Below are 25,211 nucleotides of genomic sequence, written 5' to 3' on the forward strand. Positions count from 1 at the left end.
GTGACTGACTCGACCATCATCTACACACACACTGACGAGGCCCCGGCCCTGGCGACGTATTCGTTCCTGCCGGTGATCCGGGCGTACGCCTCGCAGGCGGGTGTCGCCGTCGAGACCCGCGACATCTCGCTGGCCGGCCGCATCATCGCCGTCTTCCCGGAGTACCTGGCCGAGGACCAGCGCATCCCGGACGCCCTCGCGGAACTCGGTGAGCTGGCCAAGACGCCCGCCGCCAACATCGTCAAGCTGCCGAACATCTCGGCGTCCATCCCGCAGCTCAAGGCCGCGATCGCCGAGCTCCAGGGCCAGGGCTACGCGCTGCCGGCCTACCCGGACGACCCGAAGACCGACGAGGAGCGCGACATCCGCGCCCGCTACGACAAGGTCAAGGGCTCCGCGGTCAACCCGGTCCTGCGCGAGGGCAACTCCGACCGCCGCGCCCCGGCCTCGGTGAAGAACTACGCCAAGACCCACCCGCACCGCATGGGCGCCTGGACCGGCGACTCCAAGACCAATGTCGCGACCATGGGCGAGAACGACTTCCGCTCCACCGAGAAGTCCGTGGTGATCGCCGAGGACGGCGCGCTGCGGATCGAGCTGGTCGGCGACGACGGCACCACCACGGTGCTGCGCGAGTCGGTACCCGTGAAGAAGGACGAGGTCGTCGACGCCTCCGTGCTGCGCGTCGCCGCGCTGCGCGAGTTCCTGACCGCGCAGGTCGCCCGCGCCAAGGCCGAGGGCATCCTGTACTCGGTGCACCTGAAGGCCACGATGATGAAGGTCTCCGACCCGATCATCTTCGGCCACGTGGTCCGCGCCTTCTTCCCGAAGACCTTCGCGAAGTACGCCGACAAGCTCGCCGCGGCCGGCCTCACCCCGAACGACGGCCTGGGCGGCATCTACAAGGGCCTGGAGTCCCTGCCCGAGGGCGCCGAGATCAAGGCCTCCTTCGACGCCGAGCTGGCCGAGGGCCCGGAGCTGGCCATGGTCGACTCCGACAAGGGCATCACCAACCTGCACGTGCCCTCGGACGTCATCATCGACGCGTCCATGCCGGCCATGATCCGCACCTCGGGCCACATGTGGGGCGCGGACGGCCAGGAGCACGACGCCCTCGCCGTCATCCCGGACTCCTCCTACGCCGGCGTGTACCAGGCGGTCATCGACGACTGCCGCGCCAACGGCGCCTACGACCCCTCCACCATGGGCTCGGTCCCGAACGTCGGCCTCATGGCGCAGAAGGCCGAGGAGTACGGCAGCCACGACAAGACCTTCGAGATCCCCACCACGGGCACGGTCCGCCTGGTCGGCGCCGACGGCAACGCCGTGCTGGAGCAGACGGTCTCCGCCGGTGACATCTTCCGCGCCTGCCAGACCAAGGACGCCCCGATCCGCGACTGGGTGAAGCTGGCCGTCACCCGCGCCCGTGCCACCGGCGACCCGGCCGTCTTCTGGCTGGACGAGGGCCGCGCCCACGACGCCAACCTGATCGCCAAGGTGAAGCAGTACCTGCCGGAGCACGACACCGAGGGCCTGGACATCAGGATCCTCTCCCCGGTCGAGGCGACCAAGCTGTCGGTGGAGCGCATCCGCCGCGGCGAGAACACCATCTCGGTCACCGGCAACGTGCTGCGCGACTACCTGACCGACCTCTTCCCGATCCTGGAGCTGGGCACCAGCGCCAAGATGCTGTCGGTCGTCCCGCTGATGGCGGGCGGCGGCCTCTTCGAGACCGGTGCCGGCGGCTCGGCCCCGAAGCACGTGCAGCAGCTGGTCAAGGAGGACTACCTGCGCTGGGACTCCCTCGGCGAGTTCTTCGCCCTGGTGCCGTCCCTGGAGCAGTACGCCGAGACGACCGGCAACACCAAGGCCCGGGTCCTCGCCGACGCCCTCGACCGCGCCACGGCGACGTTCCTCAACGAGGACAAGTCCCCGACCCGTCGCGTCGGCGGCATCGACAACCGCGGCAGCCACTTCTTCCTGTCCCTGTACTGGGCGCAGGAGCTGGCCAAGCAGACCGACGACGCGGACCTGGCCAAGGCCTTCGCCCCGCTCGCCGAGACGCTCACCGCCGCCGAGCAGAAGATCGTCGACGAGCTGAACGCCGTCCAGGGCAAGCCCGCCGAGATCGGCGGCTACTACCAGCCCGACCCGGCCAAGGCCGCCACGGTCATGCGCCCGTCGGCCACCTGGAACGAGGCGCTGGCGTCCCTCGCCTGATCCTCATCCGTCCCCCGGCACCCCGTCTCCGTACCCGCGGAGGCGGGGTGTCCGTCTGTGCCGTCCGAGCCCCCGGAGCCGCCCCGTGACCGACGCCCCGCCCGCCTTCGAGCTGCTGCCCGGCGCTCCCGGGTCCCCCGTGATCCTCCACGTGCCGCATTCCTCCCGTGAGATCCCCGCCGACGTCCGCACCGGCATCGTGCTCACGGACGCCGCGCTGGAGCGGGAGCTGGACCACATGACCGACGCACACACCGCCGAGATCGCCGAGCGGGCCGCCGAGCTGGCCGCCCTCACGCCCTGGCGGTTCGTGAACCGGACGTCGCGGCTGGTCGTCGACCCGGAGCGGTTCCCGGACGAACGGGAGGAGATGGCCGCCGTCGGCATGGGCGCCGTGTACACGCGGACCTCGCACCGCGAGGTGCTGCGCGCCGCCGGCACCGACCCCGGGCCGCTGGTCGAACGCTACTTCCGGCCGTACGCGCGGGCGATGACCGAGGCGGTCGCCGACCGGCTGGCGGCGACCGGGCGGGCCGTGGTCGTCGACGTGCACTCCTACCCCACCGAGCCGCTCCCCTACGAGCTGCACGGCGCGGGCCCGCGCCCGGCGGTCTGCCTCGGCACCGACTCCTTCCACACCCCGCCCGGGCTGCTCGCGGCGGCCCGGGCGGCGTTCGAGCCGTGCGGGGAGACGGGCCTGGACAGCCCCTTCGGGGGGACGTACGTGCCGCTGGACTTCTACGGGCGGCGGCACGAGGTCCGCGCGCTGATGGTGGAGATCCGCCGGGACACCTACATGACCGAGCCCGGCGGCCCGGCCGGGCCCGGTTTGTCCCGCCTCGCGGAGTCCCTGACGGCGCTGGTCGACGCCGTGTCCGCCTGACCGCCGGCGCCCCCGGCCGGTGCACGCCCACGCGAGGGCCTTCCGGGCGCGCGGCGAGGGTGGGGGCGTCCACCTTCGCCGACCGGCCCGAGCACACGGACCCGGCTGCGGCGCGCGGTCGCTGGGGCGTCCACGGCCGCGCGCGGGCACCCGTCCGACCGCCGCCGGGTCAGGCGCGCAGCCACTCCGTCACGACCACCTCGCCGCCGGTCCGCAGCCGCAGCGCGAACGGGCCCGCGGGCGGGGCGTCGCCGGTGAACCGGCCCATGTCGTCGGCGGTCAGCCGGGCGTGCGCCCGCGGACCGCTCAGCACCTCGATCCCGGCCGGGCCCGGCGGCAGCACCTGGCCGATCAGGCCGTCCGCGGTGACCTCCACGTCGACGGTCACGCCGTCGCTGCGGAAGGTCAGCATCCGCGGCGGGTCCGTCTCCCCCCGGACCGGGATGGCGTCGACCAGCGAGTCGAAGGTCAGCTCGGCGACGCGGGCGTCGAGGTCGTGCAGCGCGAAGGCGTCGACGGCGACCTGACGCAGGCCGGCCGGAACCGGGTCCAGGATCGCGGCCGCCTGCCGCAGCTCCTCCTCCAGCAGGCCGTCGTCCGGGTCGTCGTCCACGAACGCCTCCCCGAGAAGTCCGTCGCGGGGCTCGTCGAAGTCGTCGAGCCCGTCGAAGTCGTCGTGCCGGTCGCTCATGCCGTCCCCCGTGTCTCCAGCCGGGCCCGCAGCCGGCGCAGACAGCGCTGCCGCATGGGTCCGATGCTGCCCACCGCGATCCCCAGCGCGGCGGACACCTCCTGATAGCTGGGCGGCGGCGAGGCGATCAGCACCCGCAGCAACTGGCGGCACCGCTCGCCCAGTTCCTCGAACTCCTGCCACAGCCGGCGCACCCGCTCGGTCTGCGCGGCGGCCTCCTCGGAGTCGAGCACCGACTCCTCCGGCGTACGGTCCTCGCTCGGCCGGTCGAGCAGCTGCGGGTCGTCCGTCGGCGTCCACCGCTTCGAGGCCCGCAGCAGCTTCAGGCACTCGTGGCGCGCCGTGCTCGCCAGCCAGGAGCCGGTCTTCTCCGGTTCGCGGATCCGCCCCAGGTGCTGGGCGAACCGGAACCAGGCGGTCTGGTACACCTCGTGCGCGTCGGCGTCGGACAGCCCGTGCGCCCGCACGACGGACCACACCAGCGGGCCGAGCCCGTCCACCAGTGACTTCCAGGCCGCCGCGTCCCCGTCGGCGGCCGACTGGACGAGCGCCCCGACATGTGCACGGTCCACGGTCCCACCCCTCGTGTACGACACGTCATCGTACGCCGTGGAGCGAGTACTTCCGGCCGCCGTCAGGACGCTCACGACCCGCCGGCCGACGGGTCGACGGTGACCGGGTGCCAGGTGGGCGGCAGCAGCGCGGGGACGTGCGCGCCCCGCACCTCCGCGTACTCGGTGTTGGCCGCGAGGAGCTGCGTGCGGGCCGCGCGCGGGTCGCTCTCCTTGTGGGCCGTCATGTGGGCGGCGACGAGACCCGCGACCACGGGGGTGGCGAACGAGGTGCCGCTCCACTGCGCGTGCCCCTCGAACATCACCTGGTCCGGCTTGGCGGGCGCCTCACCCGGTTCGCTCAGCACCCCGTTGTGCCGGGGGTACTGGCAGGTGCAGGGGTAGGCGAACCCGAACCGGCAGGCGTCGTAGGTGGAGTGCTGGTAGACGTACGGCACGGGGGTCCCGAAGCCGGTCAGCGCGCTGGTGAGGCGCTCGCCCGGGGCGTAGACCTTGACCCAGCCGCCGTGGTTGGAGAAGCAGGCGCCGAACTCGCCGTCGGAGCGCAGCGCGCCGACCGACAGCACCGAGTTCTCCCAGCCGGGCAGGTCGGCGTAGGCGGCGGGCCAGAACGGCGTGGCGCTGGCGTTGTTGCCGGCGGCGGCGACGAGCAGGGTGCGCTGGTCGCGCAGTTCCTCCATGAAGGCGTGCACCCCGAGCAGCCCGTCCACGCGGCCGTTGGATGTGCCCGCGGAGAGGCTGAGGACCTCGGGCCAGCCGCCGCGGTCGACGGCCTCGAAGAGCTTCTCGCCCAGCTCGGACTCCAGGATGGCCCCGGCGTCGTTGAGCGTGCCCAGGACGGTCACGTCGGTGTTGGGGGCGACGGCGGCGACGAGCCCGGCGATGAAGGTGCCGTGGCCGACGTACTGCAGCAGGACGCCGTCGTCGTCGCACTCCTTGAGCTGGGCGTCACCGTCGGTGTGGGCCAGCAGCGGGTAGGAGCGGTAGTCGTTCATGAGGCCGGTGTCGATGACGAGGACGCCCACGGCGGTCTCCTCGTCGTACGGCGTACCGGCGGCGGCCGGGTTCGGCGGCTCGCTGACCGGGACCGGCACGGGTTCGTCGCCGGGGCAGGCGTTGACGGCGATGGAGACGACGTGGTTGCGGCTGATCAGCCGGCGGCCCGCGCGGCCCTCCACGGTCCGCAGGGAGCGCAGGGCGTGGGCGACGGTGGAGTCGGTGCCGCGGTCGCCCTCGTCTGCCTCGCCCACCCGGATGCGGGTGATGCCGGTGCGGTTGGTCTCGGGGCCGGTGCGGCGCACGGAGTCCGAGGTGAGTCCGGACATCGCGGTGAAGTGGTCGCGCACGGTGTCCTCGACGATGCGGGCCTCTTCGCCGTCGCGGGCGAGGACGACGCCCTTCTCGTAGAAGAACTCGGCGGAGTCGTCCGGGCCCATCGCCAGCGGAATGTCCGGCATGGAGCGCTGGATCTGGTCGAACTGCTCGTGGAATCGCTGTGGTGCCATGGCATGTCCTCCACGTCGGCGGCGGTGACGGCGGTCGGGGCCGCGTCCGGCTGCGGTCTGGCTGCGGTCGGGGCCGCGCTCGTCAATCAGAGTCCCGGGGCAGCCGATTGATACAGACTCGAACCTGTGGGGTGTGGTTCCGGAGCACTACCATCCGTGGGGTGACGGCGGGAAACGACTCGGTTCTCCAACTGCTGCCCATGGTGTTCGCCGCCCCCAACGAAGCGCTGGCGCGGGCGGAGGAACTGCTCGCGGCCGATCCGTCGCCGCTGCACGCCTCGGTCGCCCACCAGGTGATCGGCATCTGGCAGCGGGACTTCGGCGACACCCGGCGGGCCCTGGCCCAGCTGCGGCGCTCCCGGGATCTGGCCGCCCGCGCGGACTCGCCCGAGCGGGAGGCGGACGTACTGGCCACGCTCGGGGTCGCGTTGGTGCATTCCGGGCGCACGCGGGAGGGGCTGGCCGCGTTCGAGCGGGGCGTGGCGCGTGGGACCGGGCACACCAGGGCGCGGGTGCTGTACCGGCGGGCGTACGTCTGGTGGGTGCTCGGGCGGCACGGCGAGGCGCTGGAGGACGTGCGGCGGGCGATCCCGGTGCTGCGGCAGGCGGACGACGTGATCTGGACGGCGCGGGCGCTGACGCTGCGGGCGACCGTGCACCTGGCGCTGGGCTCGGTGGAGCGCGCGGACGCGGACTTCACGGCGGCGGAACGGCTGTGGGACACCACCGGCCAGGAGCACGACAAGGCGGACGCGGTGGAGAGCCGGGGCCTGGCGGCGTTCCGGTCCGGTGACGTGCCGGCGGCGCTGCGGCTGCTCGACGAGGCGGAGGAGCGGTACGCGAAGCTGGGCACGCCGACGTTCATGCTCACCATCCGGCGGTGCGAGGTGCTGATGGCGGCGGGGCTGGCCACGGAGGCGCTGGCCGAGGCGGACGCGGCGACGGCCGCGCTGGACGGGATCGGCGGGCAGTCCACCCGCAGGGCCGAGTTGCTGCTGGTCGCCGCGCGGGCGGCCCGGCTGGCGGGCGAGCCGCGGACCTCGCTGGCGCGCGCGGCTCTGGCGGTGCGGCTGTTCGCCGGACAGCGGCGCACCTGGTACGAGACGCACGCCCGGCTGGTGCTGCTGGAGGCGCGGGTCGCCACGGGGCGGGCGTCGGGGCGGCTGGTCGCGGACGCGGCGGCGGTGGCCGAACGGCTGGCCGCCTTCGGGGCGCCGGCCGCGCCGGAGGCGTCGCTGCTCGCGGGCCGGATCGCGCTCGGTCTCGGCTGGACGGCGGACGCGGAACGGCATCTGGCGGTCGCCGCGCGCAGCCGGCACGGCGGGCCGCCGCTGGCGCGGATGACCGGCTGGGCGGCGCAGGCGCTGCGGGCCCGGGCGGCGGGGTCGGCGCGCGGGGTGCTGGAGGCGTGCCGGCGGGGCCTGGACGTGCTCGACGACCACCGGATGACGCTGGGCGCCTCGGAGCTGCGGGCCCGGGCCACGGCGCAGGGGGCCGAACTGGCGGCGCTCGCGCAGCAGGCCAGCCTGGTGTCGGGCGGGCCGCGGCGGCTGCTGGTGTGGAGCGAGCGCTGGCGGGCGACCGTGCTGACGGCGCCGCCGACCCGGCCGCCGGCCGATCCCGCGCTGCTGAGCGGCATGACGGCGTTCCGGGAGATCGCCGCCCGCGCGGAGGAGGCCCGCACGGACGGCGGCCGGCCCGTCCCCGCCCTGGAGCGCGAACAGCGGCGTCTGGAGCGGGAGATCCGCTCCCGCACCCTGCACATGCGGGGCGGGGCGCCCGGCGACGGAGACCGGTTCGACGTCGGGCGGCTGCTGCGGCGGCTGGGGGACGGCGTACGGCTGGTGGAACTGGCCGTGCTCGACGGGCGCGTGCACGTGCTGCTGTGCGGACGGGGGCGGGTGCGGCGGTTCGAGGCCGGGCTGCTGGCGGAGGCGGAACGGGAGGCGGAGCACGTGCAGGCCGGGCTGCGGCGGCTGGCCCACCCGGGGGCGGAGGCGCGGCTGCCCCTGGTGGAGGCGGCCGGCGCGCGCCTGCAGCAGCTGCTGCTCGGCCCCGCCGCGGCCCACCTCGGCTCCGGTCCGGTGGTGGTGGTCCCGCCCGGCCGCCTGCACCGGGTGCCGTGGGCCCTGCTGCCCGCGCTGCGCGAGCGGGTGCTCAGCGTGTCGCCGTCGGCGAGCAGCTGGCTCCGCGCGAGCGACACGGCCCCACCGCCCGGCGGCCGCCAGGTCCTGGTCCGCGGCCCGGGACTGGCGAGCGGCGGCGCCGAGGTGACGGAGCTGGCGGAGCGGTACGGGGCGGCGGGGAGGCACACGTCGGGCTTGGCGGCACCGGACGCCACGACTCCGGGCGCGCCCGGCACCGGCGTGTACAGGGGGCCGGTGGGTCGGACGGACGAGCCGCCCGACGGCGCGGAGGCGACGCCGGACCGCATGGACGGGACGCCCGGCCACGCGGTCGGGACCCCCGACCGGACGGACCGGGCGCACGGCCCGGCCCACGCGTACGGCGTGCCGGGCGGCGGGGCCGGGGCCCCCGACCGTCCCGTGCCGCGGCCCACCGTGCTGGAGGGCGACGCGGCGCGGGTGCCGCGCGTGTTGCGGGAGTTGGACGGGGCCGCGTTGGCGCACATCGCCGCGCACGGCACCTTCCGTGCGGACAGCCCGCTGTTCTCGTCGCTGCGCATGGCGGACGGGCCGCTCATCGTGCACGACCTGGAGCGCCTCGACCGCAGCCCGTACCGGATCATCCTCTCCTGCTGCGACACCGCGCGGTTCGCGTCGGTCGGCGCGGACGAGCTGCTCGGGCTGGTCACCGCGCTGCTGCCGCTGGGTACGGCAGGCGTGGTGGCGTGCAGCGCGCCCGTCAACGACGCCGCGGTGGTGCCGCTGATGCTCACCCTGCACAAGGGCCTGGACGCCGGTCTGTCGCTGGCGGAGGCGCTGCGCGACGCGCGAGCCGCGCTGCCAAGCGACGCGGTGCACCAGGCGACCGGCTGGGCCTTCTCGGCGTTCGGGGCGGCCTGAGACCCGGCCGCCGACCGCCTCAGGCGGGCTGGGACTCGGGCAGGTCCATCAGCCAGGGCAGGGCGCCGCGGTCACCGGCGCCGAGGCGAGTGTAGGCGCCGTAGAGGTGGTTGCCGACGGTGCGGACGGACAGGGTGAGCCGCTCCGCGATCTGCCGGTTGCTCAGACCCGCGGCGGCCAGGGTGACGATCTGCCGCTGACGGGCGGTGAGTTCGCCGAGCACCAGTCCGGACAGGGCCGGGGTGCGGGCGCCCTGACAGCGCCTGGCGAGGGCGACGGCGCGGGTGCGGGCGGTGCGGGCTGCGCGCGCGTCGCGGTGGGCGGGCACCGCCTGGGCGTGCGCCTCGGCCGCGAACAGCAGGAAGCCGCGCCGCTCCAGCTCCTCGGCCACCCGGTCGAGCGCGGGTCCGTCCTCGCGGGCGAGGGCGTCGGCGTGCTCGGCGAAGACGCCGGTCAGCCGCCCGGCGGCCCGGTCGGGGGCGCCGAGCCGTACGGCGTCGTACGGGTCACCGGAACCGGCCGCCCGGACGGCCTCGTCGAGGTCGCCGCGCGCGGCGGCGGCCCAGGCGGTCGTACCGTGGCTCTCCGCCGGTGTCTCACCCGACTGGGCGGTGGCCAGGGCGAGTTCATTGAGGCAGGAGGAGTCGTCGAGGCTCGTCCGCAGTCCCTCCCGGGCCCACGCGGCGGCCTCGCTCAGCCGCCCGCGCAACCGGGCGAACCGGGCGCGCAGCGCCGCGTACCCGGCGGGCAGCGGCTCTCCCTCGGCCGCCAGCCACTCCCCCACCGGCGTCTCCAGCTCCCGTACGTCGGCCTGTTCGATGCGCAGCGCGAGGGCGGCCCGCTCCGCCTCCAGGGCGGGTCCGCGCTGGTCGGGGGTGCGGGCCAGGCGCCGGGCGCGCAGCCGGCCCGCGGCGGCGCGCAGGACCGGGCCGTGCAGGGGGTGGGCGAGCCGCGCGGCGCCCCGGTCGTCGACCGTGACCAGGCCGTCGGCCTCCAGGCGCTCCAGGATCGGTACGTCGAGGGCGTCCGGGTCCAGGGGCAGGGGCTCGGCGAAGGCCAGGCGTTCGAGGGTCTCGCGCTCCTCGGCGCGCTCGCGGCTGAGGAGGTGCGCGATGCGTTCCCGCACCCCCACGGTGATCGGTACGGGCCCCCGCCAGGCCCGCTGGTCCGTACCGGGCACCGGCACGAGCAGGCCGTGCTCGCGCACGGCGGTCAGCAGGTCGCGGAGCAGCCGCAGGTCTCCCCGGCACAGGCGGTGCAGCCGGTCGGCGGTGAGGGGTTCCAGACCGGTGCCCGCTTCCGCCGTGAGCAGTTCGGCGGTCTCCTCGCGGGGCAGCGGCTCCAGGACGAGGCGCGGCAGCAGTTCGCCCGACCACAGCCGGGACACCGCGCCCGGTACGGCGGCACCCTCGGTGGCGACCACCAGGAGGCGGGTGCGGCCGTGCACGGCGAGCTGGTGCACCAGGGCGGCGGAGGCGCTGTCGAGCAGGTGCGCGTCGTCGACCAGCAGCAGCCGTACGCCGGACAGCAGGTGTACCGCGCGGTGCAGCGTAACGCCTTCGGGCAGCAGGTGGGCGAAGGCGGCGAAGGGGATGTCCCGGGCCTCGGGCGTGCCGGCGGCGCGGGCGCAGTCCAGGCCGCGCAGGGCCTCGGTCACGAGCCTGGTCTTGCCGAAGCCCGCCGGGCCCGTCACCACGAGGCCGCCGCGTCCGGCGGCCACGGACCGGCGCACCAGTTCCAGTTCGTCCGTCCGCCCGGTGAACGGCCAGTGCTTCCGAAGCGTCTTCGCGTCCCGCAGAGAAGTCGTCACGACAACATGAGCCGGCTTGCTCATCCCTGATACAGGGTGACTTGAGTACCCCCCGACTCAGGCGCCGGATCCGGGCCGGACGGCAGTCTGGGGGCCATGACCGCACGCTACTGCTCGCTCGCGCAGCAGCCGCTCCCCGCGTTCGCGCCGGGGCTGGCCGCCGAGCGTGTCGCCGCGCTCGTCGGCGGGCAGCGGATGTGGGTCGACGGAACCGTTCTGCACTACTGCTTCCTGGGCGGCGACACCGACGACTCGGTGGTCCCGATGCGGGGGTCCGGCCGGCCGCGGCGGGAATCGTGGGTGGGGACCGAGGAGCAGCGGGACGTGGTGCGCGACTGCTTCCGGGAGTGGCGGGACCTCGGCATCGGGGTCGGTCTCACCGAGGTGCGGGACCGCTCGGAGGCGGAGCTGCGCATCGGCTTCCAGCCCGGTGACGGATCCTGGTCGGCGATCGGCAAGGACGCGCTCCGGGTCGGTCTGAACGACCGCACGATGAACTTCGGCTGGGACCTGACCGCGCCGGGTGAGCGTGCGACGGCCCTGCACCAGATCGGGCACGCGCTCGGCATGCTGCACGAGCACCAGAGCCCGTTCGCGGGCATCCTCTGGGACGACGAGGCGGTCTACGCCGAGCTGGCGGGCCCGCCCAACCACTGGAGCCGGGAGCGGACCTTCCACAACATCCTGCGCAAGCTCGACGGCGACGAGGCCAACGGACCGGTATGGGACCCGCAGTCGATCATGGAGTACCCCTTCCCGTCGGGTCTGATACTGGAGCCCGAGCACTACCGCTCCGGCCTCCAGCCGCCCGGCACCCTGTCCGCCGCCGACAAGGAGTTCGCCCTGCGCTGGTACCCGCCCACCGCCCGGCCGGGTCCGCTGGTGCCGTTCCGTTCGGTACCGCTCGGCCTCGGGCCCGGCGAGCAGGCCGACTTCCGTCTGGACCCGCCGGAGACCCGCGAGTACACCGTCGGCACCTTCGGGGACAGCGACGCCGTCGTCGTGGTCTTCGAGGAGCGGGACGGCGTGCCCCGCTTCCTCGCGGGACAGGACGACGGCGGCACCTCCCGCAACGCCACCCTCAGGGCCCGTTTCGTCAAGGGCCGCCGCTATGTCGTCCGGGTGCGCCTGTACTCCTCGTGGGGTGCGGGCGAGACCGCGGTCATGTGCTGGTGACCGCGGGACTCAGGGACACCCGGGCGCCGCGGCCACGGTCCGGCACCGGGGGCCGGCCGCCGTACGCCACCTTCGGGGGAGGGTGACGTACGGCGGCACACGCCGTGTCCGCCGCTGGGGGGCGGCGGGCACGGCGGCTTACGCGGAGCGGGGCCGGCGTGGCCGGCGTACGGGGGCGCCCGTCAAGAAAAGGGCCCCCGCGAGCTGTCGCCCGCGAGGACCCTTCACCACCGTCGGGACGACAGGATTTGAACCTGCGACCCCTTGACCCCCAGTCAAGTGCGCTACCAAGCTGCGCCACGTCCCGGTGGGCGATCCACGGAATTCCGTGATCGCGCTGGTCAACCCTACCTCATCCAGGGAACGGGGCCCGCCGGTTCGCGCCGGCCGTCCCGATGATCACATCGCGAGACGGCTTTGCGTCATGCGGCCGGCCAGGCGTTACCTCGCACGGTGCGAACCGAACGACCCGAACAAGCCAGTACCGACCTCACCGCCGACCGCTCCGCGCGGCGGGCCGTGACCGTCTTCCCGATCCTCGTCCTCGTGGCCGGCGCGCTCGGCTTGCTGTTCCCCGGAAGCTTCACCGGGTGGAGCGAGGCCGTGCCGTACCTGCTGGGCGTCGTGATGTTCTGCATGGGCATCACCATGACCCCGGAGGACTTCCGCGGGGTCGCCAGGCGTCCCTGGGCGGTGGCCCTGGGGCTGGTCGCGCACTACGTCATCATGCCCGGCCTCGGCTGGGCCGTGGCCCACCTGCTCGACCTCCCCCCGCAGCTCGCGGCCGGCGTGATCCTGGTCGGCTGTGCGCCCAGCGGCACGGCCTCCAACGTGGTGACGTACCTCGCTCGCGGTGACGTCGCCCTCTCCGTCTCCGTCGCCACCGTCTCCACGCTGGTCGCGCCGCTGGTCACCCCGCCGCTGACGCTGCTGCTGGCCGGCGAGTACCTCCCGGTGGACGCCGGGTCCATGGTGACCGACATCCTCAAGACGGTCCTGCTGCCGGTCCTCGCGGGCGTCGTCGTACGGCTGCTCGCGGGGCGGTACGTGCAGCGGGCGCTGCCGGCGCTGCCCTGGCTGTCGGCGCTGACCATCGCCGTGATCGTCGCGGTGGTCGTGGCGGGCAGCGCGGACGCCATCAAGTCGGCCGCCGGGCTGGTGTTCGTCGCGGTGGTCCTGCACAACGGCCTCGGCCTGGCCCTCGGTTACGGGGCGGGCCGCCTCGGCCGGCTCGGTGAGCCCGGCAGCCGGGCGATGGCCTTCGAGGTGGGCATGCAGAACTCCGGCCTCGCGGCATCCCTGGCCACCGCCCACTTCAGCCCCCTGGCGGCCCTCCCCGCCGCGGTCTTCTCCGTCTGGCACAACATCTCCGGCGCGCTGACAGCCGCATGGCTGTCACGCCGGGGGCGATAGGACGACGGCGGTCGGCCGGGTCGGCCGTACGACGGGTCTCGCCGCGGATTCCGGACCCGGGCACGCACCGGGGCGGCCTCCGCCCGTGGGACCCGCCGCCCCGGTCGTACTACGCCCCCTGGGCTCCCCCGCAGGTACGGCGCGGGCCCACCGCCCATGCTGATCGCGGTCGGCAGCAGGCCGCCGAGGCCGACGCCGGCCAGGGTCCGGCCGAGGCCGAAGACGGTGACGCCGTCCGCGACCGCGCAGAGCCCGGAGGCCAGCGAGAACAGGGCGACGCAGGAGACCATCAGCTTCTTGCGGCCGATCCGGTCGGCCACCGTGCCCGCGGTGAGCGCGCCGACCAGCATGCCGAAGGTGGCGTAGCTGCCGAGGTCGCCGGCCTGCCCCGAGGTGATGCCGAGCGCCTTCTCCTCGAGCATGTGGGGCGGCACCGAGCCGTAGATGAACATGTCCAGGCCGTCGAAGAGCACGGCGAGCCAGCAGAGGCCGACGACCAGCAGGGCCAACGCCCCCTGTCAGCCGACTGTCGGTGTGCCGTGGGTGTGGAAGGACTCGATGGTCCGCAGGCCCCACGCCTGTCCCTTGGCGCGCTCGGCCTCGGTCCAGGTGACGAGCGGCCAGTCGGGCGCCAGCACCAGCCGGGTGAGCGGGTTGCACAGCTCGATGCGGTTGCCGCCGGGCTCGTAGACGTACAGGAAGAACGTCTGCTGGATGGCGTGCTTGTGCGGTCCGGTCTCGATGAACACACCGGTGTCGACGGCGAGGTCGGCGGCGCGCAGGATGTCCTCGCGGGTGTCGGCCGCGAAGGCGATGTGGTGCAGGCGCCCGGAGGAGCCGGTCCAGTCCTCGGTGTAGACGACGTCGTACGACTTGTCGGTGAAGGTCAGCCAGCGGGCGGCGATCCGCCCGGAGTCGAGGCGGATCTGCTCGGTGGGCCGGGCGCCGAGGAGCTGTTCCTGGAACTCGGCGTTGGCGAGGACGTCGGCGGCGAGGAAGTTGACGTGGTCGAGCCGCCGTACGCCCACGCCCCGGTTGGGTTTGGCCTGCGCCTGGTTCTTCAGCGCCGGCCGCAGTCCCTCCGGCGCCCGGTAGTGCTCGCTCTCCCAGTACAGGGCGTGTTCGTGGCCGTCGGGGTCGGTGGTGACGTAGAGCGGGCCGAGGCCCGGTTCGTCCTCCACCCACTTCCCCGGGCGCCCCGCGGCCTCCAGGGCCGCCACCCGGCGCCGCAGCGCCTCCTCGCCCGAGGCGCGCAGGGCGAGGCGGCCGAGGCCGGCCCGCTCGCGCGCGGTGAGCACCAGGCTGTGGTGTTCGTAGTCGTCGAACGTGCGCAGGTAGACGGTGTCGCCGTCCTGGCCGTTGACGGTGAGGCCGAGGTAGTCCGTGAAGAAGGCGACGCTGGCGTCCAGGTCGGGGGTGAAGAGCTGGGCGTGGCCGACATGGGCGATGTCACGAAGCGGCGGAGTCACGGTGCCCTCCAGGGCGTTGTGCGGGGACCGCCCGCCGCGGCGGACCGGGGGAAGACGGTGCCGTCGAAGATCTTGCGCGCGGTGCGTACGACGGCGGTACGCCGGACCACGGGGCCGGCCGGGTCGACCTGGACGTCGACCTCCAGGAAGCCGGTGGGGTGTTCCACGCGCACGCGGTCGCCGGAGTCGGGGAGTCGCGCGATCCCCTCCGCCACCCCGCCGGGCAGCCGCAGGCCCGCGGCCACGCTCGCCGCGCCCAGGACACCGATGGAGGTGTGGCAGCGCACGGGGATGAAGGTGCGGGTGGCGACCGCGCCGCCGTCCCGCGGCGGGGCCAGCAGGGTGAGCTTGGGCACGGTGGTGCCCTCGACGTCGCCGAGGCCCATCAGGCGCCCGGCGGCCGACCGTATCTCGCGCAGGCGGCCGGCGAGCACCGCGTCCTCCTCCAGTGCCGCGGGTGTCTCGTGGCCGCCGGCCCCGAGCGCGGCTGCCGGGATCAGCACGACCGGCATGCCGTTGTCGACGCAGGTCACCTCGGTGCCGGCGACGGTGTCGCGGACGTTGCCCGTGGGCAGCAGCGGGCCGGCGCCCTGCGGGAACTCGATGACGATGGCGGCGGCGGTCCCGGGCACCCCGGAGATCGCGGCGGTGCCGGTGGGGTCGACCCGCCCGCCCGGGGTCGGGAAGGTGGCGACGGCGAGTTCACCCGTGTTGAGCATCCGGATGCGTACGGAGGTCTCGGTGTCCCCGGCCGGAACGAGGCCGCGCTCCACGGCGAACGGGCCCACTCCGGCGAGGAGGTTGCCGCAGTTCTGCCGGTCGGTGACCTCGGGAGCGTCCACCGCGACCTGGAGGAACAGGTAGTCGACGTCGGCGTCCGGGTCCGCCGAGCCGGAGACCACGGCGACCTTGCTGGTCAGCGGGTGGGCGCCGCCGAGCCCGTCGATCTGGCGCGGGTCGGGGCTGCCCATGACGCGCAGCAGCAGGGCGTCGCGGGCGGCGGGTTCCGCGGGCAGGTCGCCGGCGAGGAAGTAGGCGCCCTTGGAGGTGCCGCCGCGCATCAGTGTGCAGCGCACCCCCTCGGGGACGCTCATGACGGCTCCCCGGGGGCGGACGTGTACTCCTCGTACGACTGGTAGGTCACGCCGAGTTGCGCGAGCTTCTCCCGCAACCCGTAGCGGTCCAGGCCCAGTTGGCCGTCGAGGAAGGCGGCGCGGGCACCGGCCTCCTTCGCCTCGCGGGCCTCGGACGCCTCGGCGGTCCGCCGGGCCCGTTCGCGGGGGACGACCACCACGCCGTCGTCGTCGGCCACGATCACGTCGCCGGGGCGGATCACCTGGCCGTCGACGGCGACCGGGACGTTGACGGAGCCTCCGGTGGCCTTGACCGTGCCCTGGGCGCTGACCACGCGGGACCAGGCGGCGAAGCCCATCTCCCGCAGCTCCTGGGTGTCGCGGATCCCGGCGTTGATCACCAGGCCGCGTACGCCGCGCCGTTGGAGGGCGGTGGCGAACAGCTCGCCGAACATGCCGTCGGTGGACGGGGAGGTGGTGGTGACGACCAGGACGTCGCCCTCGCCGCACTGCTCGACGGCGGCGTGGATCATCAGGTTGTCGCCGGGCCAGCCGAGGACGGTGACGGCGGTGCCGGCGATCCGTACGCCCTGCTGGACCGGGCGCAGTCCGGGCCCGAGCAGTCCGGTGCGGCCCATCGCCTCGCCGACCGTGGCGACGCCGTACCCGGCGAGCGCCTCGACGTCGGCGGCGTCGGCCTTCGGGGGGTTGGTGACGACGACGCCGTTCATGCCAGCTCCTTCGCGATCTGCGGGTAGGGGCGCATGTACGCCTCGGCCATGGTCGTGTGGGCGAGTCCCAGGTTGGGGCCCGCGTTGCGCTTGAGCTGGACACCGCGGCGGACGGCGAGGTCGGTGTAGTAGTCCCACAGGTGCCGCTGGGCGGCGAGGCACTCCATGGCCTGGCGCTTGGTCTCCCACACCTCGGTGATGTCGAGCAGCACCTCGGGCCGGAAGCCGCTCATCTCGGGCTGGTGGGGCTCGAAGTAGAAGACGGGCGGGGCGCCGATGATCTCGCCCTCGGCCGGGTAGCCGATGGCCTGGGCGAGGACGCGGGCCTGGAGGGCGAGGCGGTTGGCGGCCGGGTGGTCGCCGTTGTAGGGGTCCTCGACGGGGTGGGTGAGCACGACGTCGGGCTGGGTGGCGCGGTAGACCTCGACGAGGCGGTCGGTCAGTTCGGGGGTGGCGGTCAGCGGATAGTCGCCGGCGTCGAAGAAGCGGACCTCGGCGCCGAGGGCGGCGGCGGCCCGCTCGGCCTCGTCCCGGCGGAGTGCCTTGATCTCCGCCAGCGTCCTCCCCTCCCGCCAGGCCTTGGCGGACTCGCCGCGCTCGCCGAAGGTCAGGCAGGCGATGGTGACCTTCTCGCCGCGTGCGGCGGCCAGGGCGAGGGCGCCGCCCGCCCGCCACACGAAGTCACCGGCGTGCGCGGTGACGACCAGGGTCGAACGGGCGAGGGTCGAACGGGGGACGGCGGCGGGCGCGTTGCCGTGGGTCATGCTCGGGTCTCCTTGCTGGACAGAGGCGCCCGCCTCGTGTGTGCGTCAGTCGCGCAGCGCCTCGATCACACTGGTGAGGTGGGCCCGGACGGCCGCCTCGGCGGCCTGGGGGTCCCTGGCCTCGATCGCCTCGATCATGGCCAGGTGCTCGTTCAGGGATTGCTGTGGACGCCCGGGGCGCAGTGCCAGCTGGAAGCGGTGGCGCACCAGTTGGGCGTTGAGCCGTTCCAGCAGTTCCACGGCCGTGTGCTGGCCGGAGAACTCCCGGATCCTGGCGTGGAGTTCGTGGTTGAGGTCCGAGTAGGTCAGCGGTTCGCCCGCGGCCACGGCCTTGCGCATCGCCGAACCCAGCTCCTTCAGCTGGGCGAGTTGCCCGTCGTCGACGGCCGCGGCGGCCTTGGCCGCGCAGAGCCCTTCGAGGACCAGGCGGCATTCGGTGATGGCGACCGCCTCCTCCACGGTCACCACCCGTACGCGTGAACCGCGGTTGCGGATGCGCTCGACGAGCCCCTGGGCCTCCAGGTCGATCAGCGCGGCCCGGATACTGGCCCGGGTCACGCCGAACTGCTCGGCGAGTTCGTTCTCCACCAGCCGCTGCGCGGGTGCCATGTCGCCGCGCAGGATCGCCTGCCGCAGCTGGCCGAGCGCAAGCTGTTTGGCCTGCTCCCCGGTGCCCGGACGGGCTTGGTTCGGCATGGTCGCCCTCCCTGAGTGAGTGCCTGTCGAACGTAAATCTAGCCAGACAAGATTGTCAACGATTTTGTTGGCGTTTACGGAGTGTCGTAGCACCCGGCCGGTTTCCGCACACCCTGTCTCCCCCGCGCCGCCGTGCGCCCCGGCTAGCGTCGCGGCATGACCCACAGCTTCGTCGTCCATGTGCCCGACGCGGAACTCGAACCCGAGCCGCTCTCCCCCGACCAGATCGTCTCCGGCGCCCCGGAGGTGACGGGCAAGGTGGTCTGGGAGTCGGCGGACGGCAGGCAGGTGCGGGGCATCTGGCAGATCACGCCGGGCGTGGTCACCGACACCGAGGCGGACGAGCTGTTCGTCGTGCTCAGCGGCTCGGCCACCATCGAGGTCGCGGGCGGCCCGACGCTGCGGGTCGGGCCCGGGGACCTGGCCGTGCTGCGCGAGGGCGACCGTACGACGTGGACGGTGCACGAGACGCTGCGCAAGGCGTACGCGATCAACCTCGGCGGCTCGTGAGGTCCAGCCGTTGCCCGGAGCTTTGTCCTGTCAAAAGGTTGACATGATGCCGACGCCCGCCCAGGGTGGCCTGGACAGATCACGGACAGGTCCGAAGAGGGGCTCTCATGGTCGACGCACTCGGGGTCGCCGTCGTCGGTTTCGGCTGGATGGGCCGGGTGCACACCCAGGCGTACGCCCGGGTCCGGCACCACTACCCACGGCTCGCCCTGCGGCCGGAGCTGGTGACGGTCGCGGAGGAGGTGCCGGGGCGGGCCGAGGAGGCCGCCGAGCAGTTCGGGTTCGCCTCGACGACCCGTGACTGGCGGGAGGTGGCCGCCGACCCGCGCGTGGGCGCGGTCAGCATCACCGCGCCGAACTTCCTGCACCGCGAGATCGCCGTGGCGATGGCGGAGGCCGGCAAGCACATCTGGATCGAGAAGCCGGTCGGCCTGACCACCGGCGACGCCCGCGCGGTCGCGGACGCGGTCGCCGCGGCGGGTGTCCAGGGCGCGGTCGGCTTCAACTACCGCAACGCGCCCGCCGTGGAGGCAGCCCGCGACCTGATCGCCACCGGCGGGATCGGCACCGTCACGCACGTCCGCATCCGCCTCTTCAGCGACTACGCCGCCCATCCCGAGTCCGCGCTCACCTGGCGCTACGAGCGTGCGCGCGGCGGCAGCGGGGTGCTCGGCGACCTGGCCTCGCACGGCGCCGACCTGGCCCGTTTCCTGCTCGGCGACATCGCGTCCCTGACCGCCGACACGGCGATCTTCCTGCCCGAGCGGGCCCGGCCCACCGCCGCGACGGCGGGTCACTCACGGGCCGCGGGCGGCGAGCTGGGGCCGGTCGAGAACGAGGACTACGTCAACTGCCTGCTGCGCTTCGCGTCCGGCGCCCGCGGTGTCCTGGAGGCCTGCCGGGTCTCGGTCGGGGAGCAGAACAACTACGGCTTCGAGGTGCACGGCACCACGGGCGCGGTGTTCTGGGACTTCCGCCGCATGAACGAGCTGGGCGTCAGCCGGGGCACGGGGTACCAGGACCAGCCGGTCTCCACGGTGTACGTCGGCCCCGGGCACGGCGAGTTCGCCGCCTTCCAGCCGGGTGCCGCGAACGCCATGGGCTACGACGACCTCAAGGTGGTGGAGGCGTACCGCTTCCTGCGCTCGGTCGCGGAGGGCGTGCCGCACGGCGCGGGCCTGCCGGACGCCGTGCACAGCGCCGCCGTACTGGAGGCGATGGCGCGGTCGGCGCTGAGCGGCGGCTGGGTCACCCCCGAGGTTCCCGCCTGACCGCGGGCGGGCGACGCGCCCGCACCGCCCACCTGCCGATCACGACCTTCACCGGGGGCAGGACGAGCCAGCCCCACATGGCCGCGGGGCCGATCGCGAGGGCGAGCGGGACGCTGAGCGCGAACACCACGACCGACGCGGCGAGATCCAGGCCGTAGATCAGGAAGCCCTCCTCGGGGACGGTGTCGCCGCGCAGCCAGGGCCGGGCGGCCAGCAGCGCGACCAGAGCGAGGTGCGAGGCGCCCAAGGCGGCCACCGCCGCCGCGTAGACGGCGACGGAGGCCGGCTCGTCGCCGTACTCGGAGATGAGCGTGGTGGGGAAGGGCACGAGGGCGGCGACGCCGAGGCCGAGCAGCGACAGGGTGATCACCTGGCCGTCGACCCGCTCGACGAAGCGGAAGATGCGGCGGTGGTCGCGCCAGAAGACACCGAGCACGACGACGCTCAGCGCGTACGCCCCCAGGTTGGGCACCAAGTCCCGCAGTTCGTCGCGGTACGCCGCCGGGTCGAGGCCGCGGGGCATGGAGAAGTCGAGGACGAGCAGGGTGATGGCGATCGCGAAGACGCCGTCGGCCAGCGCCACCACCCGCTCGGGACCGCCGGCCGGAGTCGATTTCCACATGCCCCCGACGGTAGGAGCGGCACCACGCGGGGCGGCGTCACACGCCCGGGACGCCACGCGACGTCACACGGCCGCGGCGCCGGGCGGCATGTTGTAGGGGGTGACCACCTGGATCGCGGAGGGCAGGGACGGGCCCGCGGGCGGCAGTGCGCCGTGGGCCCGCATCACCGTGCGGCAGGCCTCCCGCAGGTCCTGCCGCAGGTCGTGGTGGAGTACGGCGGACAGGCGGTGCTCGCGCAGCAGGCGGGTGTTGTCCTGGTCGAGGTCGTGGGCGACGAACACCGCGCAGGTGCGGCCCAGGTCGGCGAAGGCCCGCAGCGTGGCGATGTTGCCGCCGCCGATCGAGTAGACCGCGCGGATCTCCGGATCGCGTTCCAGCGCGGCCCGGACCAGGTCGTACTGGGTGGCGTCCAGTCCCTGGCCCCCGGCGATCTCCACGAGGGCGCGCTCCGGGTGCCGGGCGCGCATGACGGCGCGGAAGCCCATCTCGCGCTCCTCCTCGTTGCGGAAGAAGCCGCTGCTGAGGCTGGTGAGGACGTTGCCGGGACGGTCGCCGAGCCACTGGCCCGTCAGATGGGCGGCGGTCGCGCCCGCCGCCCGGTTGTCGATGCCCACGTAGCCGAGCCGGGCGGCGGCGGGCAGGTCCGTCACCAGGGTCACGACGGGCACGCCCGCCGCGGTCAGGCGGCCCACCGCGGCGGCGACCTCGGGGACGTCCGGTGCCTTGAGGATCACTCCCTGCGAGCCGCGCCGGGCGATCCGGTCCAGGGTCGCGGTCAGCCCGCCGGCCGGGCCGGTCTCACGGAAGTGGAAGCGCGAGCGCACGACGGCGGGGTGCAGGGAGGGCAGTTCGGCCTCCAGCGCGGCGCGCACGGCGGTCGAGAAGCGCTCCGGGGACTGCATCACTATGTCGATCATGAAGGTGCGGCCGACCAGCCGGACCTGGGTGCGCTGCCGGTCCAGGTCGGCGATGGCCCGGCGCACCTCGTCCGCAGTGGACTCACGCACCCCGCCTCGGCCGTTGAGCACCCGGTCGACCGTGGCCTCGCTCAGCCCCGCCTGACGTGCGATCTCCCTGATCGGGAAGGGATGGCCCATGCCCGGCTCCTCCGTGACCCGCTCAGTCCCGCGCGGGCGCCTTGAGGGGTTTTTGATGGCTCGCTGCTGGTTGTTCGCGCTGTTTGTCAGGACAAGAATGACAGCACCGTGCCGCCCCTGTCAGCGAAAGGACGGCGTCGTCCGCGGTGGCAACCGGCCACGGCAACCACGCACAAGGAGCAGCGAAAGAACATGCGTATCGGAATCCTCGGCCTCGGCCGCATCGGTGCCTTCCACGCCGAGACCCTCTCCGGACTCGACGCCGTCGACTCGCTGGTCGTCGCCGACCCGTTCGCGGACGCCGCGCGGGCCGCCGCCGACCGGTTCGGCGCCGAGGTCGCCCCCTCGCCCCAGGCGCTGCTGGCCGCCGGCGTGGACGGTGTGGTGGTCGCCGCGGCGACCGACGCCCACCCCGAGCTGATCGTGGCCGCCGTCGAGGCCGGCGTACCGGTCTTCTGCGAGAAGCCCGTCGCCCGGACCATGGCGGAGGGCGTCGACGTGCTCAAGGCGGTCGCGGGCCGCGACGTGCCGGTGCAGATCGGCTTCAACCGGCGCTTCGACGCCGGGTTCACCGCCGCACGGGAGGCGGTGCTGGGGGGCGAGCTGGGCAGGCTGCACACGGTGCGGTCGACCACGCTGGACCCGGCGCCGCCGCCCGCCGCGTACGTCGCCGCCTCCGGTGGCATCTTCCGGGACTGCTCGGTGCACGACTTCGACATCATCCGCTGGGTGACCGGCCGCGAGGTGACCGAGGTGTACGCGGTCGGCGGCAACCGGGGTGCCGAGTACATCAGGGAGGCGGGTGACGCCGACACCACCGGCGCGCTCCTCACCCTGGACGACGGCACGATCGCCGTGGTCTCCAACAGCCGTCACAACGCGCGTGGTCACGACGTCCGCATGGAGCTCCACGGCTTCGCCGACTCCATCGCCGTCGGTCTGGAGGACAGGCTGCCGCTGCGCTCGGTCGAGCCCGGCGTGACCTTCCCGGCGGGCACGCCGCACGACTTCTTCATGGACCGGTTCACCGCCGCCTACCGCGCCGAACTCGGCGCGTTCACCGAGGTCGTCGCGGGCGGGCGGCCCTCGCCCTGCACGATCGAGGACGCGCTGGAGGCGGGCTGGATCGCCGAGGCGTGCACCCTGTCGCTGCACGAGCACCGCCCGGTGACGATCGCGGAGGTGCGGCGGGGCTGACCCCGGACGGGCCCGGTGGGACGACGAGACGACGGGACGACGGGACGACGGGGCGAGGGATCGACGAGCCGGCGGGGTCAGCCCGCCGGCTCGCTGATGTTCACCATCCAGGGGATGCCGAACCGGTCGGTGCACATGCCGAAGACGTCGCCCCACATCTGCTTCTCCAGCGGCACGGCGACGGACCCGCCGGCGGACAGCTTCTCCCAGTAGCCGCGCAGCTCGGCCGCGTCGTCGCCGCTGAGGCTCACCGAGAAGTTGGTCCCCGGCGTGTGGTCCATCCCGGGTGGGGTGTCGGCACCCATCAGGGTGAAGCCGCTCGGGGTCTCCAGCATGGCGTGCATGATCTTGTCGGTGTAGGCGGGGTCGGGCATGCCGGCCGAGCCGAAGGTGTTCAGCGCCAGGGTGCCGCCGAACACCTGCTCGTAGAACTCCATGGCCTGCCGGGCGTCGCCGTCGAAGCTGAGGTAGGGGTTGAGTCGCGAGGTCATGACGCCTCCGGGGTCGGGACGAAAGTGCCGGTGCTGCGCACGCTAGCGCGCACCACCGGCAACGGCCCGCCGGGCGGCGCACCGGCGGGACCCGCCCGCCGGCGCGGCCGGCCTCAGGCGCCGCAGGAGCGCAGGAACTTCCGGGTGCGCACGGCGATGGGCAGCGGCTTGTCGGGCTCGCAGGGGTACATGTCCTGCTCGACGATGGCGAACAGGTCCACGTCCAGTTTCTGGGCGGCGGTGAGCACCGGGCCCAGCTCCGGCACACCGGCCGGCGGTTCGCACATCACGCCGCGCTGTACGGCCGGCCCGAAGGGCACGCCGCCCGCCCGCACCTCGGCGAGGATCTCCGGATCGACCTGCTTGAGGTGCAGGTAGCCGATGCGTTCGCCGTAGGTCTCGATCAGCTTGACGCTGTCGCCGCCGCAGTAGGCGTAGTGGCCGGTGTCCAGGCAGAGGTTGACCAGGCCGGAGTCGGTGGCGTCGAGGAAGCGCTCGACGTGCTCCTCGGTGTCGATGTGGGTGTCGGCGTGCGGGTGGACGACGATGTCCAGGCCGTAGGTGTCGCGCACCTCGCGGGCGAGGCGTTCCATGCCCTGGGTCAGGTGGGTCCACTGCTCGCCGGTCAGCTCCGGCGGCTCCACGATCTCGGCGGTCTTGTCGTCGCGCCAGAAGGACGGGATGACGACCAGGTGCTCGGCGTCCATGGCCCGCGTCAGGGCGGCGACGCGGCCGACCTGTTCCCAGGTGGCGTCCCACTCGGAGGGGCCGCGGTGCAGCCCGCAGAAGATGGTGCCCGCGGAGACCTTGAGCCCGCGCCGGCTCACCTCGTCGGTGAGCCGGGCCGGGTCGGTGGGGAGGTAGCCGTAGGGGCCCAGCTCGATCCAGTCGTACCCGGCCTGAGTGACCTCGTCCAGGAAGCGTTCCCAGGGCACCTGCTGGGGGTCGTCGGGGAACCAGACGCCCCAGGAGTCGGGTGCCGAGCCGACGCGGATGCGGTCCAGGGCAGCGGGCATGTCAGGTCTTCCCTTCGACGGTGTGCGGTGCGTCGGTGACGGGCGGCGTGTCCCCCACCACCGTGTCCTGCGGCTGCTTCTCCTCCTTCGGTTCCCCCTCCTCCGGCTCCGCGTCCGGCAGCGCCTCCACGTCCACCCCGCCGACCTGGGCCAGCTCGTGCTTGAGGGCGGCCAGTTCGGCGCCGCCCGCCATGTGGTTGGTGAGCTGTTCGAGGGTGGTGCCCGCGCGGTCGGCGCTGAGTTCGAGGGTGCCCAGGCGCAGCACGCTGAAGTGGTCGCCGACCATGTAGGCGTGGTGGGGATTGTGGGTGATGAAGATGACGCCGAGGCCGCGGTCGCGGGCGGCGGCGATGTACTTGAGGACCACGCCGGACTGCTTGACGCCGAGGGCGGCGGTGGGCTCGTCGAGGATGAGGACGCGGGCGCCGAAGTAGACGGCGCGGGCGATGGCGACGCTCTGGCGCTGGCCGCCGGAGAGGGTGCCGATGGGCTGTTCCAGGTCGTCCAGGACGATGCCCATGTTGCGCAGTTCCTCGTCGGCGGTCCGCTTCATGCGGGCGATGTCGAGGCGGCGCACGGGCCAGGGGCCCCTGGTCATCTCGGAGCCGAGGAAGAAGTTCCGCCACACCGGCATCAGCGGGACGGTGGCGAGGTCCTGGTAGACGGTGGCGATGCCGCGCGCGAGGGCGTCGCGCGGGGTCGTGAAGCGCACCGGCTCGCCGTCGACGAGAAACTCGCCCTCGGTGTGCTGGTGCAGCCCGGAGATGATCTTGATGAGGGTGGACTTGCCCGCGCCGTTGTCGCCGAGCACGCAGGTCACCCGGCCGGGGTGGACGGCGAGGTCGACGCCGTGCAGGGCGCGGATGTTCCCGTACGCCTTGCCCGTGCCGCGCAGTTCGACGATCGGGCCGTCCCGCCCGGGTGCGGGGTCCGTGCGGACGGCACCGTGGGTGCCGGGGGTCTTGGTGGTCATTTCC

Annotated in this window: 22 protein-coding genes, 1 tRNA gene and 1 pseudogene; 8 read left to right on the top strand and 16 right to left on the bottom strand. The window is 73.8% G+C overall.

Annotation, left to right across the window (positions count from 1 at the left end; all coding sequences use genetic code 11):
• Together ACFW01_RS03150 and ACFW01_RS03155 are read left to right on the top strand one after the other, a co-directional pair.
• A complete protein-coding gene (locus ACFW01_RS03150) occupies nt 1-2,220 on the top strand; it encodes an NADP-dependent isocitrate dehydrogenase (RefSeq protein ID WP_384502247.1) in 2,220 nt (739 codons plus the stop codon).
• Nucleotides 2,221-2,305: 85 nt separating this feature from the next.
• Nucleotides 2,306-3,103, top strand: a complete 798-nt coding sequence (locus ACFW01_RS03155) for an N-formylglutamate amidohydrolase (RefSeq protein ID WP_384502248.1) — start codon at nt 2,306-2,308, stop codon at nt 3,101-3,103.
• A 169-nt stretch (nt 3,104-3,272) separates the two neighbouring features.
• On the opposite strand, the gene ACFW01_RS03160 is transcribed toward ACFW01_RS03155, so the two are convergent.
• From ACFW01_RS03160 to ACFW01_RS03170, 3 genes are all read right to left on the bottom strand, one after another.
• Entirely contained in the window at nt 3,273-3,794 is a 522-nt protein-coding gene (locus ACFW01_RS03160; RefSeq protein ID WP_234960484.1) for a hypothetical protein, read from the bottom strand.
• On the bottom strand, nt 3,791-4,366 hold the full coding sequence (locus ACFW01_RS03165; protein ID WP_122616409.1) for an RNA polymerase sigma factor: 576 nt from the start codon (nt 4,364-4,366) through the stop codon (nt 3,791-3,793). The genes ACFW01_RS03160 and ACFW01_RS03165 overlap by 4 nt, the downstream gene beginning before the upstream one ends.
• A 71-nt stretch (nt 4,367-4,437) precedes the next feature.
• Nucleotides 4,438-5,871, bottom strand: a complete 1,434-nt coding sequence (locus ACFW01_RS03170) for a S8/S53 family peptidase (RefSeq protein WP_234960482.1) — start codon at nt 5,869-5,871, stop codon at nt 4,438-4,440.
• Between the two features lie 161 nt (nt 5,872-6,032).
• Here ACFW01_RS03170 and ACFW01_RS03175 point away from each other — a divergent pair, with 161 nt between their 5' ends.
• On the top strand, nt 6,033-8,897 hold the full coding sequence (locus tag ACFW01_RS03175) for a CHAT domain-containing protein (RefSeq protein ID WP_384502249.1): 2,865 nt from the start codon (nt 6,033-6,035) through the stop codon (nt 8,895-8,897).
• A gap of 19 nt (nt 8,898-8,916) precedes the next feature.
• Here ACFW01_RS03175 and ACFW01_RS03180 read toward each other — a convergent pair whose 3' ends face one another.
• Nucleotides 8,917-10,731, bottom strand: a complete 1,815-nt coding sequence (locus ACFW01_RS03180) for a helix-turn-helix transcriptional regulator (RefSeq protein ID WP_234960480.1) — start codon at nt 10,729-10,731, stop codon at nt 8,917-8,919.
• Between the two features lie 72 nt (nt 10,732-10,803).
• Here ACFW01_RS03180 and ACFW01_RS03185 point away from each other — a divergent pair, with 72 nt between their 5' ends.
• On the top strand, nt 10,804-11,883 hold the full coding sequence (locus tag ACFW01_RS03185) for a hypothetical protein (protein ID WP_384502250.1): 1,080 nt from the start codon (nt 10,804-10,806) through the stop codon (nt 11,881-11,883).
• A 233-nt stretch (nt 11,884-12,116) separates the two neighbouring features.
• On the opposite strand, the gene ACFW01_RS03190 is transcribed toward ACFW01_RS03185, so the two are convergent.
• Nucleotides 12,117-12,190, bottom strand: a tRNA-Pro gene (locus tag ACFW01_RS03190).
• 146 nt (nt 12,191-12,336) lie between these two features.
• Between ACFW01_RS03190 and ACFW01_RS03195 the strand changes: the two genes are divergently transcribed.
• Nucleotides 12,337-13,296: a bile acid:sodium symporter family protein gene (locus tag ACFW01_RS03195; RefSeq protein ID WP_384502251.1), complete on the top strand. Its 960-nt coding sequence runs from the start codon at nt 12,337-12,339 to the stop codon at nt 13,294-13,296.
• A 122-nt stretch (nt 13,297-13,418) separates the two neighbouring features.
• Here ACFW01_RS03195 and ACFW01_RS03200 read toward each other — a convergent pair.
• The 6 genes and pseudogenes from ACFW01_RS03200 to ACFW01_RS03225 form a co-directional block, all read right to left on the bottom strand.
• Nucleotides 13,419-13,805 (bottom strand): annotated as a pseudogene (locus ACFW01_RS03200) (MFS transporter); the annotation flags it as partial.
• A gap of 9 nt (nt 13,806-13,814) precedes the next feature.
• Nucleotides 13,815-14,765 carry a VOC family protein gene (locus ACFW01_RS03205; protein WP_384502252.1) on the bottom strand — a complete coding sequence of 317 codons (951 nt, stop codon included), beginning with the start codon at nt 14,763-14,765 and terminating at the stop codon, nt 13,815-13,817.
• On the bottom strand, nt 14,762-15,859 hold the full coding sequence (locus ACFW01_RS03210) for a 4-oxalomesaconate tautomerase (RefSeq protein WP_384502253.1): 1,098 nt from the start codon (nt 15,857-15,859) through the stop codon (nt 14,762-14,764). The genes ACFW01_RS03205 and ACFW01_RS03210 overlap by 4 nt, the downstream gene beginning before the upstream one ends.
• Nucleotides 15,856-16,569 carry a 4-carboxy-4-hydroxy-2-oxoadipate aldolase/oxaloacetate decarboxylase gene (locus tag ACFW01_RS03215; protein ID WP_384502254.1) on the bottom strand — a complete coding sequence of 238 codons (714 nt, stop codon included), beginning with the start codon at nt 16,567-16,569 and terminating at the stop codon, nt 15,856-15,858. The genes ACFW01_RS03210 and ACFW01_RS03215 overlap by 4 nt, the downstream gene beginning before the upstream one ends.
• On the bottom strand, nt 16,566-17,333 hold the full coding sequence (locus ACFW01_RS03220) for a PIG-L deacetylase family protein (RefSeq protein WP_384502255.1): 768 nt from the start codon (nt 17,331-17,333) through the stop codon (nt 16,566-16,568). Before ACFW01_RS03220 ends, ACFW01_RS03215 begins: the two co-directional genes overlap by 4 nt.
• Before the next feature lie 45 nt (nt 17,334-17,378).
• On the bottom strand, nt 17,379-18,029 hold the full coding sequence (locus ACFW01_RS03225; protein WP_361367809.1) for a GntR family transcriptional regulator: 651 nt from the start codon (nt 18,027-18,029) through the stop codon (nt 17,379-17,381).
• Nucleotides 18,030-18,185: 156 nt separating this feature from the next.
• Between ACFW01_RS03225 and ACFW01_RS03230 the strand changes: the two genes are divergently transcribed.
• Both ACFW01_RS03230 and ACFW01_RS03235 read left to right on the top strand, forming a co-directional pair.
• Nucleotides 18,186-18,539: a cupin domain-containing protein gene (locus tag ACFW01_RS03230; protein ID WP_161331824.1), complete on the top strand. Its 354-nt coding sequence runs from the start codon at nt 18,186-18,188 to the stop codon at nt 18,537-18,539.
• Nucleotides 18,540-18,646: 107 nt separating this feature from the next.
• On the top strand, nt 18,647-19,810 hold the full coding sequence (locus ACFW01_RS03235) for a Gfo/Idh/MocA family protein (RefSeq protein WP_384502256.1): 1,164 nt from the start codon (nt 18,647-18,649) through the stop codon (nt 19,808-19,810).
• Here the strand turns inward: ACFW01_RS03235 and ACFW01_RS03240 are convergent.
• Complete coding sequence (locus ACFW01_RS03240) at nt 19,788-20,432, bottom strand: TMEM175 family protein (protein WP_384502257.1); 645 nt, start codon at nt 20,430-20,432, stop codon at nt 19,788-19,790. The genes ACFW01_RS03235 and ACFW01_RS03240 overlap by 23 nt on opposite strands.
• A 63-nt stretch (nt 20,433-20,495) precedes the next feature.
• Entirely contained in the window at nt 20,496-21,530 is a 1,035-nt protein-coding gene (locus ACFW01_RS03245; RefSeq protein ID WP_384502258.1) for a LacI family DNA-binding transcriptional regulator, read from the bottom strand.
• Nucleotides 21,531-21,722: 192 nt separating this feature from the next.
• Between ACFW01_RS03245 and ACFW01_RS03250 the strand changes: the two genes are divergently transcribed.
• A complete protein-coding gene (locus tag ACFW01_RS03250; RefSeq protein ID WP_384502259.1) occupies nt 21,723-22,727 on the top strand; it encodes a Gfo/Idh/MocA family oxidoreductase in 1,005 nt (334 codons plus the stop codon).
• A 77-nt stretch (nt 22,728-22,804) separates the two neighbouring features.
• On the opposite strand, the gene ACFW01_RS03255 is transcribed toward ACFW01_RS03250, so the two are convergent.
• The 3 genes from ACFW01_RS03255 to ACFW01_RS03265 all read right to left on the bottom strand — a co-directional run bounded on the left by ACFW01_RS03255 (nt 22,805) and on the right by ACFW01_RS03265 (nt 25,207).
• A complete protein-coding gene (locus ACFW01_RS03255) occupies nt 22,805-23,218 on the bottom strand; it encodes a VOC family protein (protein ID WP_384502260.1) in 414 nt (137 codons plus the stop codon).
• A gap of 113 nt (nt 23,219-23,331) precedes the next feature.
• Nucleotides 23,332-24,234: a sugar phosphate isomerase/epimerase family protein gene (locus ACFW01_RS03260; protein WP_384502261.1), complete on the bottom strand. Its 903-nt coding sequence runs from the start codon at nt 24,232-24,234 to the stop codon at nt 23,332-23,334.
• 1 nt (nt 24,235) lies between these two features.
• Nucleotides 24,236-25,207 carry an ATP-binding cassette domain-containing protein gene (locus ACFW01_RS03265; protein ID WP_384502262.1) on the bottom strand — a complete coding sequence of 324 codons (972 nt, stop codon included), beginning with the start codon at nt 25,205-25,207 and terminating at the stop codon, nt 24,236-24,238.
• Nucleotides 25,208-25,211 lie beyond the last annotated feature (4 nt).

The organism is Streptomyces sp. NPDC058985 (assembly GCF_042740985.1).
Classification (GTDB): domain Bacteria; phylum Actinomycetota; class Actinomycetes; order Streptomycetales; family Streptomycetaceae; genus Streptomyces.

Excerpts from the sequence above, each read along its gene's own strand:
- ACFW01_RS03160 (WP_234960484.1), bottom strand. The coding sequence starts at position 3,794 with ATGAGCGACCGGCACGACGACTTCGACGGGCTCGACGACTTCGACGAG.
- ACFW01_RS03170 (WP_234960482.1), bottom strand. The coding sequence starts at position 5,871 with ATGGCACCACAGCGATTCCACGAGCAGTTCGACCAGATCCAGCGCTCC.
- ACFW01_RS03180 (WP_234960480.1), bottom strand. The coding sequence starts at position 10,731 with ATGAGCAAGCCGGCTCATGTTGTCGTGACGACTTCTCTGCGGGACGCG.
- ACFW01_RS03185 (WP_384502250.1), top strand. The coding sequence starts at position 10,804 with ATGACCGCACGCTACTGCTCGCTCGCGCAGCAGCCGCTCCCCGCGTTC.
- ACFW01_RS03210 (WP_384502253.1), bottom strand. The coding sequence starts at position 15,859 with ATGAGCGTCCCCGAGGGGGTGCGCTGCACACTGATGCGCGGCGGCACC.
- ACFW01_RS03215 (WP_384502254.1), bottom strand. The coding sequence starts at position 16,569 with ATGAACGGCGTCGTCGTCACCAACCCCCCGAAGGCCGACGCCGCCGAC.
- ACFW01_RS03220 (WP_384502255.1), bottom strand. The coding sequence starts at position 17,333 with ATGACCCACGGCAACGCGCCCGCCGCCGTCCCCCGTTCGACCCTCGCC.
- ACFW01_RS03225 (WP_361367809.1), bottom strand. The coding sequence starts at position 18,029 with ATGCCGAACCAAGCCCGTCCGGGCACCGGGGAGCAGGCCAAACAGCTT.
- ACFW01_RS03230 (WP_161331824.1), top strand. The coding sequence starts at position 18,186 with ATGACCCACAGCTTCGTCGTCCATGTGCCCGACGCGGAACTCGAACCC.
- ACFW01_RS03235 (WP_384502256.1), top strand. The coding sequence starts at position 18,647 with ATGGTCGACGCACTCGGGGTCGCCGTCGTCGGTTTCGGCTGGATGGGC.
- ACFW01_RS03240 (WP_384502257.1), bottom strand. The coding sequence starts at position 20,432 with ATGTGGAAATCGACTCCGGCCGGCGGTCCCGAGCGGGTGGTGGCGCTG.
- ACFW01_RS03245 (WP_384502258.1), bottom strand. The coding sequence starts at position 21,530 with ATGGGCCATCCCTTCCCGATCAGGGAGATCGCACGTCAGGCGGGGCTG.
- ACFW01_RS03250 (WP_384502259.1), top strand. The coding sequence starts at position 21,723 with ATGCGTATCGGAATCCTCGGCCTCGGCCGCATCGGTGCCTTCCACGCC.
- ACFW01_RS03255 (WP_384502260.1), bottom strand. The coding sequence starts at position 23,218 with ATGACCTCGCGACTCAACCCCTACCTCAGCTTCGACGGCGACGCCCGG.
- ACFW01_RS03260 (WP_384502261.1), bottom strand. The coding sequence starts at position 24,234 with ATGCCCGCTGCCCTGGACCGCATCCGCGTCGGCTCGGCACCCGACTCC.
- ACFW01_RS03265 (WP_384502262.1), bottom strand. The coding sequence starts at position 25,207 with ATGACCACCAAGACCCCCGGCACCCACGGTGCCGTCCGCACGGACCCC.